Origin of the sequence: Cryobacterium sp. Hz9 (assembly GCF_004402825.1) — a bacterium.
GTDB lineage: Bacteria > Actinomycetota > Actinomycetes > Actinomycetales > Microbacteriaceae > Cryobacterium > Cryobacterium gelidum.
Map to the genome: position 1 here is coordinate 110,444 of NZ_SOFC01000023.1, position 16,703 is coordinate 127,146.

16 protein-coding genes are annotated in these 16,703 nt (G+C 67.2%); 8 read left to right on the forward strand and 8 right to left on the reverse strand.

What is annotated here, in order from left to right; genetic code table 11:
- Entirely contained in the window at nt 1-1,608 is a 1,608-nt protein-coding gene (locus tag E3N85_RS12995; protein ID WP_134463835.1) for a carboxyl transferase domain-containing protein, read from the reverse strand.
- Nucleotides 1,609-1,690: 82 nt separating this feature from the next.
- Between E3N85_RS12995 and E3N85_RS13000 the strand changes: the two genes are divergently transcribed.
- Nucleotides 1,691-2,293, forward strand: a complete 603-nt coding sequence (locus E3N85_RS13000) for a TetR/AcrR family transcriptional regulator (RefSeq protein WP_134463837.1) — start codon at nt 1,691-1,693, stop codon at nt 2,291-2,293.
- A 14-nt stretch (nt 2,294-2,307) separates the two neighbouring features.
- Here the strand turns inward: E3N85_RS13000 and E3N85_RS13005 are convergent, their stop codons facing one another.
- The 5 genes from E3N85_RS13005 to pdhA all read right to left on the reverse strand — a co-directional run bounded on the left by E3N85_RS13005 (nt 2,308) and on the right by pdhA (nt 7,321).
- Nucleotides 2,308-2,931: a LysE/ArgO family amino acid transporter gene (locus E3N85_RS13005; RefSeq protein WP_134463839.1), complete on the reverse strand. Its 624-nt coding sequence runs from the start codon at nt 2,929-2,931 to the stop codon at nt 2,308-2,310.
- A gap of 145 nt (nt 2,932-3,076) precedes the next feature.
- Entirely contained in the window at nt 3,077-3,739 is a 663-nt protein-coding gene (locus E3N85_RS13010) for a VOC family protein (protein WP_134463841.1), read from the reverse strand.
- 38 nt (nt 3,740-3,777) lie between these two features.
- Nucleotides 3,778-5,154, reverse strand: a complete 1,377-nt coding sequence (locus E3N85_RS13015) for a dihydrolipoamide acetyltransferase family protein (protein WP_134463843.1) — start codon at nt 5,152-5,154, stop codon at nt 3,778-3,780.
- Nucleotides 5,151-6,203: an alpha-ketoacid dehydrogenase subunit beta gene (locus E3N85_RS13020; RefSeq protein ID WP_134463845.1), complete on the reverse strand. Its 1,053-nt coding sequence runs from the start codon at nt 6,201-6,203 to the stop codon at nt 5,151-5,153. The genes E3N85_RS13015 and E3N85_RS13020 overlap by 4 nt, the downstream gene beginning before the upstream one ends.
- A gap of 5 nt (nt 6,204-6,208) precedes the next feature.
- Nucleotides 6,209-7,321, reverse strand: coding sequence for a pyruvate dehydrogenase (acetyl-transferring) E1 component subunit alpha (pdhA, locus tag E3N85_RS13025; protein WP_134463847.1), 1,113 nt, complete (start codon nt 7,319-7,321; stop codon nt 6,209-6,211).
- A 131-nt stretch (nt 7,322-7,452) separates the two neighbouring features.
- Between pdhA and E3N85_RS13030 the strand changes: the two genes are divergently transcribed.
- The 7 genes from E3N85_RS13030 (at nt 7,453) to E3N85_RS13060 (ending at nt 15,268) form a co-directional block, all read left to right on the forward strand.
- A complete protein-coding gene (locus E3N85_RS13030; protein ID WP_134463849.1) occupies nt 7,453-7,917 on the forward strand; it encodes an Lrp/AsnC family transcriptional regulator in 465 nt (154 codons plus the stop codon).
- Nucleotides 7,918-8,111: 194 nt separating this feature from the next.
- Complete coding sequence (locus tag E3N85_RS13035) at nt 8,112-8,597, forward strand: NADH-quinone oxidoreductase subunit B family protein (protein ID WP_241978497.1); 486 nt, start codon at nt 8,112-8,114, stop codon at nt 8,595-8,597.
- Complete coding sequence (locus tag E3N85_RS13040; RefSeq protein ID WP_198412112.1) at nt 8,594-10,666, forward strand: proton-conducting transporter membrane subunit; 2,073 nt, start codon at nt 8,594-8,596, stop codon at nt 10,664-10,666. Before E3N85_RS13035 ends, E3N85_RS13040 begins: the two co-directional genes overlap by 4 nt.
- Nucleotides 10,663-11,616 carry a respiratory chain complex I subunit 1 family protein gene (locus tag E3N85_RS13045; protein WP_134463853.1) on the forward strand — a complete coding sequence of 318 codons (954 nt, stop codon included), beginning with the start codon at nt 10,663-10,665 and terminating at the stop codon, nt 11,614-11,616. Before E3N85_RS13040 ends, E3N85_RS13045 begins: the two co-directional genes overlap by 4 nt.
- A gap of 12 nt (nt 11,617-11,628) precedes the next feature.
- On the forward strand, nt 11,629-12,288 hold the full coding sequence (locus tag E3N85_RS13050; protein ID WP_134463855.1) for a hypothetical protein: 660 nt from the start codon (nt 11,629-11,631) through the stop codon (nt 12,286-12,288).
- Entirely contained in the window at nt 12,288-13,736 is a 1,449-nt protein-coding gene (locus E3N85_RS13055) for a proton-conducting transporter membrane subunit (protein WP_134464502.1), read from the forward strand. Before E3N85_RS13050 ends, E3N85_RS13055 begins: the two co-directional genes overlap by 1 nt.
- Nucleotides 13,736-15,268, forward strand: coding sequence for an NADH-quinone oxidoreductase subunit C (locus E3N85_RS13060; protein WP_134463857.1), 1,533 nt, complete (start codon nt 13,736-13,738; stop codon nt 15,266-15,268). Before E3N85_RS13055 ends, E3N85_RS13060 begins: the two co-directional genes overlap by 1 nt.
- Nucleotides 15,269-15,370: 102 nt before the next feature.
- On the opposite strand, the gene E3N85_RS13065 is transcribed toward E3N85_RS13060, so the two are convergent.
- Entirely contained in the window at nt 15,371-15,703 is a 333-nt protein-coding gene (locus E3N85_RS13065) for a metalloregulator ArsR/SmtB family transcription factor (RefSeq protein ID WP_134464504.1), read from the reverse strand.
- Between the two features lie 60 nt (nt 15,704-15,763).
- The gene (locus E3N85_RS13070; protein ID WP_134463859.1) at nt 15,764-16,612 is read right to left on the reverse strand and encodes an SGNH/GDSL hydrolase family protein; all 849 of its coding nucleotides are present in this window, start codon (nt 16,610-16,612) and stop codon (nt 15,764-15,766) included.
- Nucleotides 16,613-16,703: the final 91 nt, after the last annotated feature.

Here is a 16,703-nt window from a genome sequence, read left to right on the forward strand (position 1 = left end):
TCACATCCGAAACAGGCCGAAGGCGGGCTCTGGCAGGGGTACGGCTGAGCAGACGCCGAGGGCGAGGCCGAGCACCGTGCGGGTGTCGGCCGGGTCGATGACGCCGTCGTCCCAGAGCCGGGCGGTTGAATAGTACGGGCTCCCCTGTTCTTCGTACTGCTCGGCGATCGGCTTCCTGAACGCCGTTTCGGCCTCGGCCGGCCATTCCTCACCGCGCGATTGGATCTGTTCGCGTTTGACGGTCGCGAGGACCGCGGAGGCCTGCGGGCCACCCATCACCGACACGCGGCTGCCGGGCCACATCCACAGAAAGCGCGGCGAGTAGGCGCGGCCGCACATGGAATAGTTACCAGCGCCGAACGAGCCGCCGATGATGACGGTGAGTTTGGGGACGCGGGTGGTGGCAACGGCGGTGACCATTTTGGCGCCGTGTTTGGCGATGCCGCCGGCCTCGGCGTCTTTACCGACCATGAAGCCGGAAATGTTCTGCAGAAAGATCAGCGGGATGCCGCGCTGGTCACACAGCTCGATGAAGTGCGCGCCTTTCTGCGCTGATTCGGCGAACAGGATGCCGTTGTTGGCGACGATACCGACCGGGTGGCCGTGCAGGTGGGCGAACCCGGTGACGAGGGTGGTGCCGTATTCCTTTTTGAATTCGTGGAACTCGCTCGCGTCGACGAGTCGGGCGATGACCTCGCGCACGTCGTAGGGCTGCTGCACGTCGACGGGGACGACGCCGTAGAGGTCGGCGGTTAGTGCGGCTGGCTCGCGCACGGGCAGCACGGGCCAGGCGGACCTGGCAGGCGGGCGCAGGGTCGACATGATGTCACGCACGATCTGCAAGGCGTGTTCGTCGTTTTCGGCGAGGTGATCAGTGACGCCGGAAACGCGGGAGTGCAGGTCACCTCCGCCGAGATCCTCGGCCGAGACGATCTCACCGATCGCGGCCTTGACGAGGGGGGGTCCGCCGAGAAAGATGGTGCCCTGGCCGCGCACGATCACGGTTTCGTCGCTCATCGCGGGAACGTAGGCGCCGCCGGCCGTGCACGAGCCGAGCACCGCGGCGATCTGTGGAATGCGGGCTGCTGACAGCCGTGCCTGATTGTAGAAAATACGACCGAAATGGTCACGGTCCGGAAAGACCTCGTCTTGACGCGGCAGGAAGGCGCCGCCGGAATCGACGAGATAGACGCACGGCAGCCGGTTCTCGGCGGCGATCTCCTGTGCGCGCAGGTGCTTCTTGACAGTGAGGGGGTAGTAGGTGCCGCCCTTGACTGTGGCGTCGTTGCAGATGACGAGCACGGGGCGGCCGTGCACTTGGCCGATTCCGGCGATGAGTCCGGCGCCGGGACTGTCGTCGTCGTAGACGCCGGTGGCGGCGAGCGGCGCGATTTCGAGAAAGGGGCTGCCCTCATCGAGCAGGCGATCGACGCGCTCCCGCGGGAGGAGCTTGCCGCGCGCGATGTGCCGCTGCCTGGAGGCCTCCGGACCACCGAGCGCGGCCGCGGCGAGGCGCAGGCGGAGATCGGCGACGAGGGCGCGCTGCTCGGTGTCGTTGGCTTGAAAGGTCGGGGCGTTGTGATCGAGCTCACTGGTGAGTACGTGCATCCCGGCCCGCGTCTCCTTCGACTTGGCGCCAATCACAGTTAATGATCGGTAACTCAGATCAGGTTAGCTATTGTTAACTGAAATGTCCAGCAAACAGAGCCCGTCCACTCCGCGCAGCCAGGCCAAGGCCGACCGGCGCACCGCCCTGCTCGGCGCAGCGGCCACGCTGTTTGCGCGTTCGGGCTTCAACGGTGTCTCGATCGAAGACCTCGGTGCCGCCGTCGGAGTGAGCGGACCGGCGGTATACCGCCATTTCACCGGCAAGCAGGCCGTACTCGCGGCCCTGCTGGTCGGCGTGAGCGAGGACCTCGTCGCCGGGGGCCGCACCGTTGTCATAGCGACGACGAATGCCGCGACCGCCCTGCACTGCCTCGTGCGCTTTCACGTTGATTTCGCCCTGGCGAATCCGGACGTGATCCGCGTGCAGGACCGCGACCTCGACAGCCTGGCCGTGTCGGACCGGCATCGGGTGCGGGCCCTACAGCGCGAGTACGTGGAACTCTGGGTGCAGGTGCTTCAACGAGTGCACCCGACGGTCGACGAGGCACAACTGCGCATTCGCGCGCACGCGACCTTCGGGCTGGTGAACTCGACACCACACAGCGCACGCGCCTCGGTGCAGCCCGCCGTGCGCGCCCTGCTCGAGGAGATGGCCCTCGCAGCCCTCGGCCTGCCCGGCGCATGACGTTCAGGCGTGAACTAATACCCGAGTGCCAGGCGCACGCCGAGGGCAATCATCACGACGGCAATCACAGCATCGAGTACCCGCCACGATGCCGGCCTGGCGAACAACGGGCGGAGTAGGCGCGCCCCGAAGCCGAGTACCGAGAACCAGATGACGCTGGCCGTAATGGCGCCTCCGGCCCACCACCAGCGTTCCGCCGTGCCCTGCTGGTTCGCGACGGCACCCAGTAAAAGCACGGTGTCGAGGTAGACATGTGGATTCAGCCAGGTGAGGGCGAGCACCGACATGACCGCGACCCGCATTCCGGTTGGGGCCACGACCCCCGACACCAGCAGCGCTCCGGGGCGAATCGCCCGGCGAGCCGCCAACAGCCCGTAAGCAATCAGGAACGTGGAGCCCAGCACGCGGATCACAACGATTGCCACGGGCGCTGCGGCTATGACCGCCCCCAGTCCGAGCACTCCGGCCAGGATCAGCACGGCATCCGACACCGCGCAGATCACAACGACAGGAACGATGACCCGGCTACGCCCCTCGATGCCCAGGCGCAGCACGAACGCATTCTGCGACCCGATCGCGATGATGAGGGAGAGCCCGGTCGCGAGTCCCAGCAGGGCCGGCAGCAGAGTTGTCGTCACCCGTGCAACGCTAGGTCCTCTGGGCTTCGGTTGGGGCATGTTTCCTGCGCAGCGGTGCGCCGGCGAGATCGCCGGCGGTCGTCTGGTCGACCTGGCCCCGAGGCGACGATCGACGGTCGAACGGCTCTCCGACCGTTCTAGCAGCTCAGAAGGCTGCGGTGCAGACGCAGAGCTCGTTGCCCTCGACGTCGGCGAGTACCCACCAGTCGGGCGCGTGTTCGTCGCTGAGCAGTACACCGCCGGCCTCGAGCACGGCCGCAACCCGGTCTTCGGCCGCGTCGCTCGGCACGTAGACGTCCAGGTGGATACGGTTGCGTTCGGTGCGGGCGATCTCCATGTGCTGAAACCAGATCTTGGGGGCGAGGCCACGCGGGTCGAGCAGTTCTACACCATCGTCGCCGGTGACCTCGCTGTAGCCGAGGCCGACCCGCCAGAAGGGGCGCACGGCATCCGCGTCGGCGCAGTCGATCGCGATGTCGTAGCGGGTTGGTGGCTCGGCCCGTGCCGAGGCGTCGAGGGTGTCGGCGATCTGCTGCACACGGGCCGCGAGGTCCAGGTCGCGCACGGTGACTCCCCCGGCATCGTGCGAGGTCAGCACGAGCGACACCGTGCCGTAGCCGAGGCGCACGTCGGGGTGGTGGTTCAGGGCCTCGGCGACCTCGCCGACCCGGTTGACGAGTTCCAGAGCCGACGCGAAGTCCGCCGTGGCGAACGTGGCGTGCAGGGATCCGTCGAGATGCACGAAAGCCGTGCCCGCCAGCTGCTTCTTCGTCGTTGAGGGGGTGAGGAGTCCGTCGTGAGCGTTCATGTCTCCACTGTCCTCCGCCGCCGCACCGCGGTCAACCGTCAGACCATGGTCAGTACCCGGGCGGGGTCGGCGAGGATGCTTCCGATGTCGGCGAGAAATCGGGAACCCTGCTCGCCGTCGACCAGGCGGTGGTCGAACGACAGGCTGAGCGTGAGCACCTTGCGCAGCGCGACCTGCCCGCGATACTCCCACGGCTGCGAGCGGATGGCGCCCATCGCAAGAATTGCCGCCTCGCCCGGATTGAGAATGGGCGTGCCGGCGTCGATGCCGAACACTCCGATATTGGTGATGGTGATCGTGCCCCCGGACAGCGCCGTCGGGGTGGTCGTGCCAGCCCGCGCCGCGGTCGTGAGCGTGGCGAGCGCGGCAGCGAGGCCGCGCAGGTCGAGCCGGTCGGCATCGACGATGTTCGGCACGAGCAGCCCGCGCGGGGTCGCCGCGGCGATGCCGAGATTGATGTGGTTGAACTGCACGATTTCGCCGGCCCGCTCATCCCACCGGGTGTTCACCGAGGGGGTGCGGCCCACTGCCAGGCAGAGGGCCTTGGCCACCACGGCGAGGATTCCGATTCCGGCGTCGGCAAAGCGCCGGTCCGCGCGCAGGGAATCGAGCAGCTCGACGGTCGGCGTGACGTCGATGGTGAGAAACTCGGTGACGTGCGGCGCCGTGAACGCGCTCTGCACCACGGCCGCCGCGGTGAGCTTGCGCAGGCTCTTGATCGGCGAGCGTGTCTCGCGCTCGGCGGCGCCTAGAACCGCGCCCTGCTCCGGGAATGATTCCGGGGCCCCGTGCAGCGCGGGCGCCGGAACCGACTCCGTGACGTGGGCACGCACGTCATCCCGGGTGATCAGGCCATCCCGTCCGGTTCCGGTGACGGCGGCGAGGTCGATCCCGAGGTCACGGGCCAGGGAACGCACCGGCGGCGTCGAGCGCGGGCGTTCTCCGGCCGATGTCGCAGCAGGCGTCACGGCGACCACACGCTGGTCAGCCTGGTCGGCCGCCGGCACAGGGGTCGCGGCAGCGCCCGGGCGGGCGCGACGCTGGGGGTGGCCGCCACTCTCCACCGCGGCGCCGTAGCCGACCAGGTTGGCTTCGCGCTGCTCGGCCGGAGCTGGACCCGACGCGGGGGTCGGAGCGGCGTCATCCGCTGTTGGAGCAGAATCGGGTTCAGCGGCGCCGCCGATGTCGAACGAGACGATGGGCTCGCCGACGTGCACGACCACACCGGCCGGCTGGTGCAGCACGCGCACGACTCCGGCGAACGGGCTCGGCAGCTCGACCACGGCCTTGGCCGTTTCGACGTCGGCGATGTGCTGGTTGAGCGTGACCTCATCGCCCGGCGCCACGAGCCAGGCGACGATCTCTGATTCGGTTAGCCCCTCCCCGAGGTCGGGCAGCTTGAAGACCTTGATCATCGTCGCCCCATAACCCGGTCGACACCGTCGAGAATGCGGTCAAGATCGGGCAGATGGTGGCTTTCCAGCTTGGCCGGCGGGTATGGCACGTCGAAGCCGGTGACCCGCACCGGCGCAGATTCCAGAAAGCTGAAGCAGCGTTCGGTGATGGTCGCGATGATCTCCCCACCGAGACCGCCCGACTGCGCCGCCTCGTGGGTCACAACGAGTCGCCCGGTTTTACGAACGGATGCCTCCACCACCGCATAATCCACCGGTGACAGTGAGCGCAGGTCGATGACCTCGATCGAGATGCCCTCGTCGAAAGCGGCGAGCGCCGCGTCCCGCGCGGTCGTCACGAGCGCGCCATAGGCGAGGAGTGTGACATCCGTTCCCGGTCGCACGATGACGGCCCGCTCCATCACAAGCCCGAGCTCTGGCACGACCTCGCCCTTCACGTGGTAACGGCGCTTGGGTTCGAAGTAGAGCACAGGGTCGTCGCTCGCGATGGCCTGCCGTATGAGGCTGTAGGCGTCTTGGGCGTTGGAGACGGCAATGACGCGCAGGCCGGAGGTGTGGGTGAAGTAAGCCTCCGGCGATTCGGAGTGGTGTTCGGCCGCGCCGATGCCGCCGCCGAACGGCACCCGAATGGTGATCGGCATGCGCACGGCCCCCTGGGTCCGGTAGTGAAATTTGGCGACCTGACTGACGATCTGGTCGAAAGCGGGAAAGATGAAGCCGTCGAACTGGATCTCGCAGACCGGGCGGTAGCCGCGGTAGGCGAGGCCGACTGCGGTGCCGACGATCGCGGATTCCGCGAGCGGCGTGTCGATGACCCGGCGAGCACCGAATTGAGCGAGCAGTTCACTCGTCACGCGGAAGACACCGCCGAGGGCGCCGATGTCCTCTCCGAGCAGCACGACCTTGGGGTCATCGAGCATGGCCTGGCGCAGGCCCTCGTTGATGGCCTTCGCCACCGTGAGGGTCTTCGTCTCACTCAGCGGGGTAGGTTTCGGCGCATTGAGACCGGGAACCGTCGACACGATTGCCGGGGTGATCAGGGTGGCCATGGTCGTCACGCCTTTCGGTTCTGTTCGGCACTATCGTGTTCCGTGCCAAAGCTCGTGAGGTAGCCGGCATAATCGCTGCGCTGGCGTTCGAGGGTTGCGTTGGGGGTCGCGTAGACATGGTCGAAGACGGTGAGCGGCTCGGGGTCGGCCATGCCGATGCAGCCGGCGCGCAGTTCGGCGGCTGCGGCGTCGGCGAGGGCCGCCGTTTGCGCCTCGACCTCCGGGGTGATTTCACCGAGACTGGTCAGCAGCCGGTGCAGGCGCAGCACGGGGTCGCGCGTCTTCCACTCGGCGAGTTCGGCCGGATCGCGGTAGCGGGTGGGATCATCCGCTGTGGTGTGCGGCCCCATGCGGTAGGTGACGGCTTCGATGAAGGTGGGGCCGCCTCCGGTGCGGGCCCGGTCGAGCGCGATGCGGGTCGCCGCCAGCACCGCGATCACGTCGTTGCCGTCGATGCGCAGGCTCGGGATGCCGAAGCCCGGGGCACGATCGGCGATGTTGCGGTGCGCCTGCACACCGACCGGCTCGGAGATGGCCCACTGGTTGTTCTGGCAGAAGAAGACCACCGGGGCCTGGAAGCTCGCCGCGAAGACCATGGCCTCGTGGACGTCGCCCTCGCTCGTGGCGCCGTCACCGAAGTAGGCGATGGCGACGGAGTCGACCTCGTCGCGCTGGGCGCCGAGCGCCCAGCCGGTGGCGTGCAGGGTCTGCGCGCCGATGATGATCGCCGGGGTCGCCATATTGACCGTGTACGGGTCCCAGCCCGACTGCGCGTTGCCGCGCCAGACCTTCACGATGTCGCTCACCTTGACACCGCGGCAGTACGCGACCGCGTTCTCGCGGTAGCTCGGAAAGATGAAGTCGTCGCTGCGCAGGGCGCGGGCCGAGCCGATCTGGGCGGCTTCCTGGCCGAGAAGCGGCGGCCACAAGCCCAGCTCGCCCTGGCGTTGCAGGGCGGTCGCCTCGGTGTCGATGCGACGCACCACGACCATGTCCCGGTAGAGCGCGAGCAGGGCCGGCCCGTCAAGGTCGGCGACCCAGGGGTCGAAGTCGCCGCTGGGCATCCGTTCGCCATCGAGCGAGAGAAGCTGCACCAGCTGGGGGGAGAAATCGATCATGGTTCGCTCCGAGCGTCATTGCTAAAGTTGACGTGAGCCTATGTCGACCAGACAGAGAGCACAACTGCCGTCAAAAATAGTGAGCAGAGTGCCCTATTCAGACTCGCCAGACCATGTTAATGTTTTGCACTATGTACAGCCTTGATAAGACCGACACCAAGCTCCTCCAAGCGCTCTCGGACGACCCGCGCAGCACCTTCGTCGCGCTCGCCGACACCCTGGGTCTCTCCCGCAATACCGTGCAGGCCCGCATGAAACGATTGGAAGATTCCGGCGCCTTTCTCGGCTTTGATCGCCGCATCAATCCGGCCGCCCTCGGCTACCCCCTGACCGCGTTCATCGAGGTGCACGTGCAGCAGAAACGGCTCGCCCAGATCGTGCTCGATCTCGCCCTGATCCCCGAGATCGTGCAGGCACACGGCATGAGCGGGCAGGCCGATCTGCTCGTGCGGGTGGTTTGCACGGACGCCGCCGATCTGTTTCGCATCGACGGCACAATCCTCGCCTGCGATGGTGTGGAACGCACCGAGACCTCGCTCGCGATGGGCGAGGTCATTCCCTATCGGCTCACTCCACTGCTCGACCGACGCGGGTAGGCGGTACCCGCCCGCCACAATCTATTTGCTAAATTCTTCATATAGTTATATAAAGAAGTAATGAAGTTATGCGTTGGTCGTCTTGTCGTCACCAGACGCACGGCAGAATCCGTCACCTGCCCGTCACCCTTCGACGTCGGGTTCCCCACAGAAGGCATCAGCTTCGTGAACATCCATGCAGACCGGGGGCTCGTGTGAGTTTCCTGCGATTGGCCACGCTTATTCGGCACGGCGCGCGCATTGCCGAACCGGCCGCGATCGCTCCGCCCCTGTTCGACGGCGCGCAGGTCTTCGGCGGCAGCGTGCAGGTGCGCTTCATCAACGCCGGCGGCTGCAACGACTGCGCGCTCGAGGTGGCAGCCGCGTTCGGCCCGGTCTACGACGTGGAACGCTACGGCGTGCGCCTGGTTCCCTCGCCGCGACACGCCGACGTGCTGCTCATCGTCGGCAGCGTGACCCGCAATATGGCCCAGCCGCTGCTGCGCACCATCGAGGCCACCCCCACGCCCCGGTTCGTGATCGCGGTCGGTGATTGCGCCGTGCACGGCGGCGCCTTCCGCGATGGTTACGGCGTCATCGGGCCCGTTTCCGATTTCGTGCACGTGGATATCGAGGTGCCGGGCAGCCCGCCAGAGCCGACCGATATTGTGCGAGCCTTGCGCCGAATGACCGGCCGATGACCGGAATGGAAGCAGGATTGCTCCTGCAAACCGAAATCGAAGCGAGACTGATCCCACAAACCGGACTGGAAGCAGGATTGCTGCTGCAACTCGGGTTCGGCGCGCTGGCCGTGCTGACCGCCCTGACAGCGGCACCGTTTCTGCGGTCGCGGGCGGTCGGCATCCTCTGCACCCTCATCGCGGTGACCGGCTTTCTGACCGGCCTCGCGGCCATGCTCGGCGGCACCGGTGGCCTGCGCATTTCGATCGCCCTGCCCATGGACCCACTGCTGCTGGCCCCCGACCGCCTCGGCGGCCTGTTCATGCTCATCGTCTCGGGTGTCGGCATTCTCGTGTCGCTCTACTCGATGAGTTCCACCCATGGACCCGACGCGAGCCGCACCGCCTGGGTCGCCATGCCGGTGTTCCTGGTTGGCATGCAGCTCGTGCCGGCCGCGACGGATTCGGTCTCGTTTCTGCTGGCCTTGGAAATCATGACCCTGGGCTCCACCGTGCTGCTGCTGGCCGACCATGCCAGCCGCGCCACTGTCGCCTCGGCGGGAATCTGGTACTCGGCCATGTCGCAGCTGAGTTTCTTCTTCATTCTGGCTGGCTTCGCCGTGCTCGCCGCCGCCTCGGGCGGAACGAGCTTCAGCAACCCGCAAGCGATCGAACCCGGGCCCGCGAACGTGGCGTTCGTGCTGTTCCTGCTCGGCTTCGGTGGCAAGGCCGAACTGGTGCCGCTGCACGTCTGGGTGCCACGGGTGCTCCCCGAAGCGCCCAGCCACGTTTCGGCCGCGATGAGTGGCGCCATGGTCAAGATCGGTGTCTACGGCGGCCTGCTGGTGTGCATTCGGCTGCTGCCAGACGGGCCCGCCTGGTGGGGCATCGCCATCATGGTGGTCGGTGGCGCGTCCGCTCTCTATGGCATTCTGCAGGCCTCCGTGTCGAGCGATCTCAAGGTTCTGCTCGCCTACTCGACGACCGAAAACATGGGCCTGGTCTTTCTCGGGCTCGGCGCCAGCCTGCTGCTGCGCGGCTACGACGCCACAGCGGCAGCGGATGCCGCGCTCGTGGCCGCCCTGCTCCTCGCCGTCAGCCACGCCGCGTTCAAATCGACGCTGTTCCTGGGCGCCGGCGCCATCATCCACGCTACCGGGGAACGCAACCTCGACCGGCTCGGCGGGCTCGGTGCCCGTATGCCCGTCACCGCCGCCGCGTTCGGCGTGGCCAGCCTCGGCGCCGCCGCCATCCCGATCACGAGCGGTTTCGTCGCCGAGTGGATGCTGCTGCAGTCGCTCATTCACGGCGGTCGTCTGAACGGGGCGGTCGTCTCGGTCACGGCATCCGTTGCCATGCCCCTCGCGGTCGCCGTGATCGCCCTCACCGCCGGCCTCGCGCTGCTCACCTTCGTCAAGGCCTACGGCATCGCGTTTCTGGCCCGACCGCGCAGCGCTGAAGCAGCAAAGGCGCGCGAGGTGCCGCCGCTCATGCAGCTCTCGCTCGCCCTCGGCGCCCTCTTCGTGCTCGCCCTCGGGCTGCTCCCCGGGCCGATTGCCGCGCTCGTCGCGCACACCGTCAGCTCGAACCCGAGCGCCGCCGTGCAGTCCATCGGCCTCGGCGGCGTCTCGCTGCCGGGTATCGGGGCGGTGCTCGACCCGATCATGCTCGTCGTGCTGTCGGCGCTAGTCGCCATCCCGGTGATCGTCTCGATCATCGTGTCCGCCCGCCGGCATCCGCATCGCACGGTCGACCTGCCCTGGGGCGGCGGCGGCTCCCGGGCGAGGCCGCGCATGCAGTACACCGCGACCTCCTACGCCGAGCCGCTCGTGCGGGTCTTCGACGACGTGCTCAAGCCGTCGCGTGACGTGCAGGTCACCCACGTGGCCGAGTCCCGCTATCTGGTGGAACGGGTGCGGGTGGAACAGCGCGTCTCGGACGTCTTTGAAACCCGGCTGTATCGGCCGGTACTCAACCTGTTCCAACGCTACGGAATCGTCGTGCGGCACGTCGCCAACGGCAGCATCCACCGCTACCTGTCCTATTCCTTCGTTGCTCTACTGATCGTGCTGATCGTGGTCTCGCTATGAACGCCGTCTTCAGCGCCATCATCATCGCCGTCGTGCAGGTCGTTCTGTTCGTCTTCCTCGCCCCACTGCTGATCGGGGTGATCCGCCAGGTTCGGGCCACGATCGAAGGTCGCGCCGGTGCGGGAATCTGGCAGCCCTGGCGGGACCTGCGCAAGCTGCTCGCGAAAGACCCGGTGCGCGCCGCCGAGAGCAGCTGGATGCTGCGGGCCGGGCCGGTCGCCCTGACGGTCTCGAGCCTGTCGCTGTGCGTCTTGCTTCCACTCGTGGGCACCATCTCGTTCCTGACCATTCCCAGCGACCTGTTCGTCGTTGTCTCGGTCATGCTGATCGGCGTGGTCGCACTGGCCCTGGTCGGCCTCGACGGCGGTACGGCGTTTGGCGGCATGGGCTCCAGCCGGCACATGACGGTCGCCGCGCTCGTCGAACCGACGCTGCTGCTCTCGGTCTACGCCCTGTCGATCCCGGCCGGAACCAGCACCATCTCTGCCATCGTCGAAACCCGCCTGCTCTCCCCCGAGATCATCATCTCGCCGGTCAGCGTGCTGGCCCTCGTAGCGTTGTCGATCGCGATCATGGCCGAAACGGGTCGTCTGCCGGTCGACAATCCAGGTACCCACCTCGAAGTGACCATGCTGCACGAGGCGATGACCCTCGAGGCGAGCGGGCGCGACCTGGCCTGGCTCGAGGTCGGCTCCTGGCTGAAGCTGGCCGCCCTGCTCGGCCTGGTCAGCAACCTGGCCGTGCCGTGGGGCGTCGTCACGGATTTCAGCGCCCTCGGCCTGGCTGTCGGCGTCGTCAGCATTGCCGTGAAGGTACTCGTGCTCGGCGTGATGCTGAGCATCGGCGAGATCTTCCTGGCCAAGGTGCGCCTGTTCCAGGTGCCCGAGCTGCTCGCGGGTTCTTTCGCCCTCGCCTTCCTCGCCGTCACCGCCTCCTACCTGGTCGCCTGAGGAGCATCCGTCGTGTTTGAAACTTTCTATCCCCAACTGATCGGCCTGTGCACCGGGACCCTGCTGCTGACGAGCGCGCTGATGGTCTGGCGGCACTCCCTGCTCGCGTCGATCCGGCTACTCGCGCTGCAGGGCATCGCCCTCGCCGCGCTCGTCGCCGTGATCGGCATCGCCGAGGGCGAATCTGAGCTGGTGCTCGTGTCCCTCCTCATCCTTTCGGTGAAGGGCATCGGTCTGCCCTGGGTGCTTGCGCACCAGTCCAAAGCGTCGATCAAGCAGATTCAGGAATCGCCCCGGGTCAACCCGACGGCCGCGCTCTTGATGGTCACCCTGCTGACCATCCTCAGCTATGTCGTCGTCAGCCGCGTCTTCGGCCTCGGCGACAATGAGACCGGCCATGCCGCCCCGATCGGCCTCGCCATGGTGCTGATCGGCTTTCTCCTGTTGATCAGCCGGCGCCGCGCCCGCTCGCAGCTCATCGGCTTTCTGCTGCTCGACAACGGCATCGCGACCATTACCTTTCTCACCAGCGGCGGGGTACCGATTCTGCTCGAATTCGCGTTCTCCCTCGACGTTTTGCTGGTCGTGCTTATTTTGCACGTGTTCACCGGCCGTATGCGCACCAAGTTCGGCGGCACCTCCGTCGATCAGCTCAGAGAGTTGCACGATTGATGTCCTTGGTTCTATGGATTCCCCTCGTCGGCCCGCTCGCTTTAGCCGGCCTCGGCCTGCTGCTGCGCACGTCGACGCTCCACCGCTTCGTCGGCGTGGCCGCGTCGAGCGCCGTGCTCGTTTCTGGGCTGCTCCTGGTCAGCGCGGTGCTCGACGGCACCGTGCCGTCGAGTGGCGGCGGCATGCTGCGCGCCGATGCGCTCTCGGCCTACATGCTCGGCGTCGTCGGGGTGGTCGGGCTCATCTCCACCTGGGGCGGTCTCAGCCCCGCTGCGCCCCACCCCACCGAGGATGCCGCCGGCTACGAGGCGCTCATCGCCCTGTTCCTCGCCGCGATGTCACTCGCCGTGCTCGCCGACAGCATCGGCCTGATGTGGGCCGCGGTCGAAGCAACGACCATCGCGACCGCGTTCCTGGTCGGTCACCACCGCACCCGCCGATCGCTCGAAGCCGCCTGGAAGTACGTCATCCTCGGTTCGGTCGGAGTGGCCATCGCGCTGCTGGGTATCGTGCTCATCTACGCCGCCTCGGTCGGCACCGACACACCGACCTTGTCCTGGCTGCTGCTGAGCCGGTCCGACCTCGGCCTCGACCCGGCGCTCATCACCGCAGGCGGCGCCCTCGCCGTGCTCGGTTTCGCCACCAAAGCGGGCCTCGCCCCGATGCACAGCTGGCTGCCGGACGCCCACAGCCAGGCCCCGGCGCCGGTCTCCGGCCTCATGTCCGGCGTACTGCTCTCGGTCGCGCTCTACGCCATCCTGCGCATCCAGTCGATCACCAACCTCGTGATCGGCCCGGAGTTTCTGCGCATCATGCTCAGCATCGGCGGCCTGCTCTCCCTGCTCGTGGCGGCTTCCCTGCTCATCCGCCAACGCGACTACAAGCGGATGCTCGCCTACTCCAGCATCGAACACATGGGTCTGATGGCGATCGGTGTCGCCATCGGACCGGCCGCGCTGCCCTCGGTACTGCTCTACATTCTGGGCCACGGCCTGATCAAGGCGACCCTGTTCGTGATCTCCGGACGCATCCTCCAGGTCGAAGGCACCCCGGTGATCTCGGACGTGCGCGCCCTGCTAGTGCGACGGCCCGGCCTCGCCGTACCGTGGCTCATTGCCATGGCCGCCATCGTCGGTTTTCCGCCGTTCAGCATCTTCTTCTCCGAAATCGGCATCTTCATGGCCGGCTGGTCGGTGGGCCTCGGCGGCGTCGTCGCAGCGGCCCTCGTGCTGCTGCTCGTGATCTTCGCCGCGTTCACCCGACTGACCGTGCAGATGACCGTCGGCGCTCCCCCGGATGATGTTGCGTTCACGCCCGACTACTCGGCCCACGGGCCACGCCTGCCGATCATTCTGGCCCTGGCGACGACGGCGACGGTCGCGTTCGTCGCCGAACCGGTCGGCACCCTGCTGCTGCAGGCCACAGCCGTTCTGGGAGGTACCAACTGATGACTGACGAGCGAACGCCCCACGACCCGGCCGCCGACACGAACCTGGCTGCTGGCGAGGTCGAACTGCGCCACCTCGACCGTTCCCAACTTCCGAGCGACGCCGGCGCACTGCTGGACGCCGGCAGCCGCCTGGCCCTGGTCGCCTGCCACGAGGACGACGACGACTTTCGCATCGTCTATTCCTTCGTCGGAGTCACCCCGTCGCAACGCGCCGACCTCTCGGTCAGGGTGCCGCGGGACGACGCCTGGATCCCCAGCCTCGCCGAAATCTCCCTGTCGGCCGGCAACTTCGAGCGCGAACTACGCGACCTGTATGGCGTCGTTCCCCGCAACCACCCGCAGCCGCACCGCCTGGTGCGCCACGGCCACTGGCCGCGCGGCTGGTACCCGATGCTGCGTGCCAACGCCGTCGTGCCCGAGTTCGAGCCCGACGTCGAATCGTTCCCGTTCGTGCCGGTGGAAGGCCCCGGCGTCTACGAGATTGCCGTCGGTCCGATCCACGCCGGCATCATCGAGCCGGGTCACTTTCGATTCTCGGTCGTCGGCGAGACCATCGTGCGCATGGAAGCCCGCCAGTGGTATCTGCACCGCGGCGTCGAGAAGGTGTTCGAGGGCAAGACCGCCGCCGCGGGAGTGCTTTTGGCCGAGCAGATCAGCGGTGACACCGCCGTTGGCCACTCCCTCGCCTACGTCATGGCCGTCGAGCAGGCCGCCGGTATCGAGGTCTCCGAGCCCGATCGGCTGCTGCGCGCCCTGCTACTGGAGCTCGAACGGCTGTACAACCACGTAACCGACCTCGGTTCCCTCGCCAATGACGTGGGCTTCGGCATCATCGACGCCCATGCGCAGGGTTTGCGCGAGCAACTGCTGCGCATCAACAAATCGGTCACCGGGCATCGCCTGCTGCGCGGCGCCCTCAGCGTCGGCGGCACGCGGGTGAACGCACTCCCCGATGCGGCCGAGCTCACCAGCGTGAGCGCGGCCATGGCCGAACTGGTCGGCATCACGCTCGGCCACGCCATCGTGCGCGGTCGTTTCACCGGCACTGCCCGGCTCTCCAACGAGCACGCGACCACGATCGGAACCCTCGGCTACGTCGCCCGCGCGTCCGGCATCGCTACGGATGCTCGCATCCAGCATCCGTTCGTCAACCTCGGCGAGGTCTTCCACGTCGTCACCGAGGAGGGTGGCGATGTCCTAGCCCGGTACACCGTGCGCGCCCGAGAGGTGGAGGTCTCCATCGCCCTCGCCCTGGACCTGTTGCGGCGATTGCACGGCCACACCGGAACGGCCTTCATCGTGAATCCGACGTCGGCCGGCACCGGGCTGGGCCTGGTCGAGGCGTGGCGCGGAACCGCCACCCACCGGGTCGAACTCGCCGCAGACGGCACGCTCGCCCGGGTGAAAATCGTCGACCCGTCCTTCTTCAACTGGCCCGCCGTACCGCACGCCCTGTCAGAGACGATCGTTCCTGACTTTCCGCTGGCCAACAAGAGCTTCAACCTCTCCTACGCCGGGAACGACCTATAGCGAAGGTCTCACTGCGCGAAGTAGCCGCGAGCGATGAGGTGATCACATAAGCGACACGGGCCGACAGTTGTCTGACTCCTGTCGGCACAGCGTACCGAGACGCTATTCCTTCTCGAGGTGCTGGAGCATGGCGTGCGAGTCGGTCAGGTTGGCCAGCACCATGCGCTTGGCCGCCGCCAGCAACTCGACCGCGCTCGGGTCTCGCAGGGCATAGAAGATGGAGTTGCCCTCGCGGCGGGTCGCGACCACGCCAGCGCGGCGCAGCACGGCGAGCTGCTGTGAGAGGTTGGACAGCTCGCAGCCGAGCCCTTCAGCCAGCGAACCGACCGAACGTTCCCCAGCAATGAGCTGCTCCAAAACCTGCACGCGCAATGGATGCCCGAGCGACTTGAACAACTCGGACTTCAATTGCGCGGCGGGGAGATCAGAAGACATCACAGCTTTAGTATATCGCTACTTTATAATTCCTTCATTTAGATTATGCCGCGACGCGGGCTACGGCCGACGCAACACCCCATCGTTGGCGAGAGCCCTCGTGTAACCGAGGCTGTTTCCGAGCGTGTTCGGGTGAAAGTTCGCCACCGCAAGCGGGTTCAGCGGATCAAATGCGAAGTACGGAATCACGGATCCGATACCGTGTCCGGCGAATTCCTGTGCGGCGTCGACAAAGCGGATGCGCGGAGTCGCCATGGCCGCGACGGACCCGGCGATGACGCCGTTCAGGGCGTCGGTCGCCGTGTTCACCAGATCGCCGAGCGGGGAGAAACCGGGTTTGAACTGGCGCGGGTAACTCAGTACCGCGATCTTCGCCTGCGGGACGGCCGCCGCCACGGCTGAATAGGTGGCCACGAGCTTCGGGGCGAGAACACCGAGCGCGGCCAGGCTGTTATCGATGGCGCCGCCGCAGACCGGGCTGGTCGGGTCGGGGGCGCACGCCGCCAGAACGGCGTTCGAGCCGGCATCGATGCCACCGACGGTCAGGGTGACCAGTGCGGTGCGCGTGCTGACCCCGAGGAGCTGAGCCGGGATATCCGCCGTGCTGGCGCCGGAGCAGGCCCGGTTGGCGACCAGCCGATACGGGCTGACCAGGGCCGCGATCACCGGGTAGCTCGCCCGCTTGCTGCGCAGGCACAAGGTGCCGTCGCTCGCGTACGGCGGGGCGCCCTGACCGGCCGTGAATGAGTCACCGAGGGCGACATAGCCCAGAGCCGATGCCGCGCTGGACTGCGCGGTGGACTGCGCGAGCGCCGGAGCGGTTGCCACGCCCGCGACCAGGCCGACGGTGAGCAGGGAGAGGGCGCCGAGGCGCGACAGGAAGCGCACGATTAACCGATGATTTGTCATGCGCTGAACGGTAAACCCGGTGCGGGAAGTCGGCAAGGCATGGTCGCGGTTCTGCAGGCCCGCAGGCGCGAAAAGGCCCGCACTGCAAGCA

Bases quoted from the DNA above. Each gene is read 5' to 3' on its own strand.
- pdhA (WP_134463847.1), bottom strand. From the start codon at position 7,321: ATGATCGATTTCTCCCCCCAGCTGGTGCAGCTTCTCTCGCTCGATGGC.
- E3N85_RS13030 (WP_134463849.1), top strand. From the start codon at position 7,453: ATGTACAGCCTTGATAAGACCGACACCAAGCTCCTCCAAGCGCTCTCG.
- E3N85_RS13040 (WP_198412112.1), top strand. From the start codon at position 8,594: ATGACCGGAATGGAAGCAGGATTGCTCCTGCAAACCGAAATCGAAGCG.
- E3N85_RS13045 (WP_134463853.1), top strand. From the start codon at position 10,663: ATGAACGCCGTCTTCAGCGCCATCATCATCGCCGTCGTGCAGGTCGTT.
- E3N85_RS13010 (WP_134463841.1), bottom strand. From the start codon at position 3,739: ATGAACGCTCACGACGGACTCCTCACCCCCTCAACGACGAAGAAGCAG.
- E3N85_RS13055 (WP_134464502.1), top strand. From the start codon at position 12,288: ATGTCCTTGGTTCTATGGATTCCCCTCGTCGGCCCGCTCGCTTTAGCC.
- E3N85_RS13065 (WP_134464504.1), bottom strand. From the start codon at position 15,703: ATGTCTTCTGATCTCCCCGCCGCGCAATTGAAGTCCGAGTTGTTCAAG.
- E3N85_RS13020 (WP_134463845.1), bottom strand. From the start codon at position 6,203: ATGGCCACCCTGATCACCCCGGCAATCGTGTCGACGGTTCCCGGTCTC.
- E3N85_RS12995 (WP_134463835.1), bottom strand. From the start codon at position 1,608: ATGCACGTACTCACCAGTGAGCTCGATCACAACGCCCCGACCTTTCAA.
- E3N85_RS13015 (WP_134463843.1), bottom strand. From the start codon at position 5,154: ATGATCAAGGTCTTCAAGCTGCCCGACCTCGGGGAGGGGCTAACCGAA.
- E3N85_RS13000 (WP_134463837.1), top strand. From the start codon at position 1,691: ATGTCCAGCAAACAGAGCCCGTCCACTCCGCGCAGCCAGGCCAAGGCC.
- E3N85_RS13070 (WP_134463859.1), bottom strand. From the start codon at position 16,612: ATGACAAATCATCGGTTAATCGTGCGCTTCCTGTCGCGCCTCGGCGCC.
- E3N85_RS13060 (WP_134463857.1), top strand. From the start codon at position 13,736: ATGACTGACGAGCGAACGCCCCACGACCCGGCCGCCGACACGAACCTG.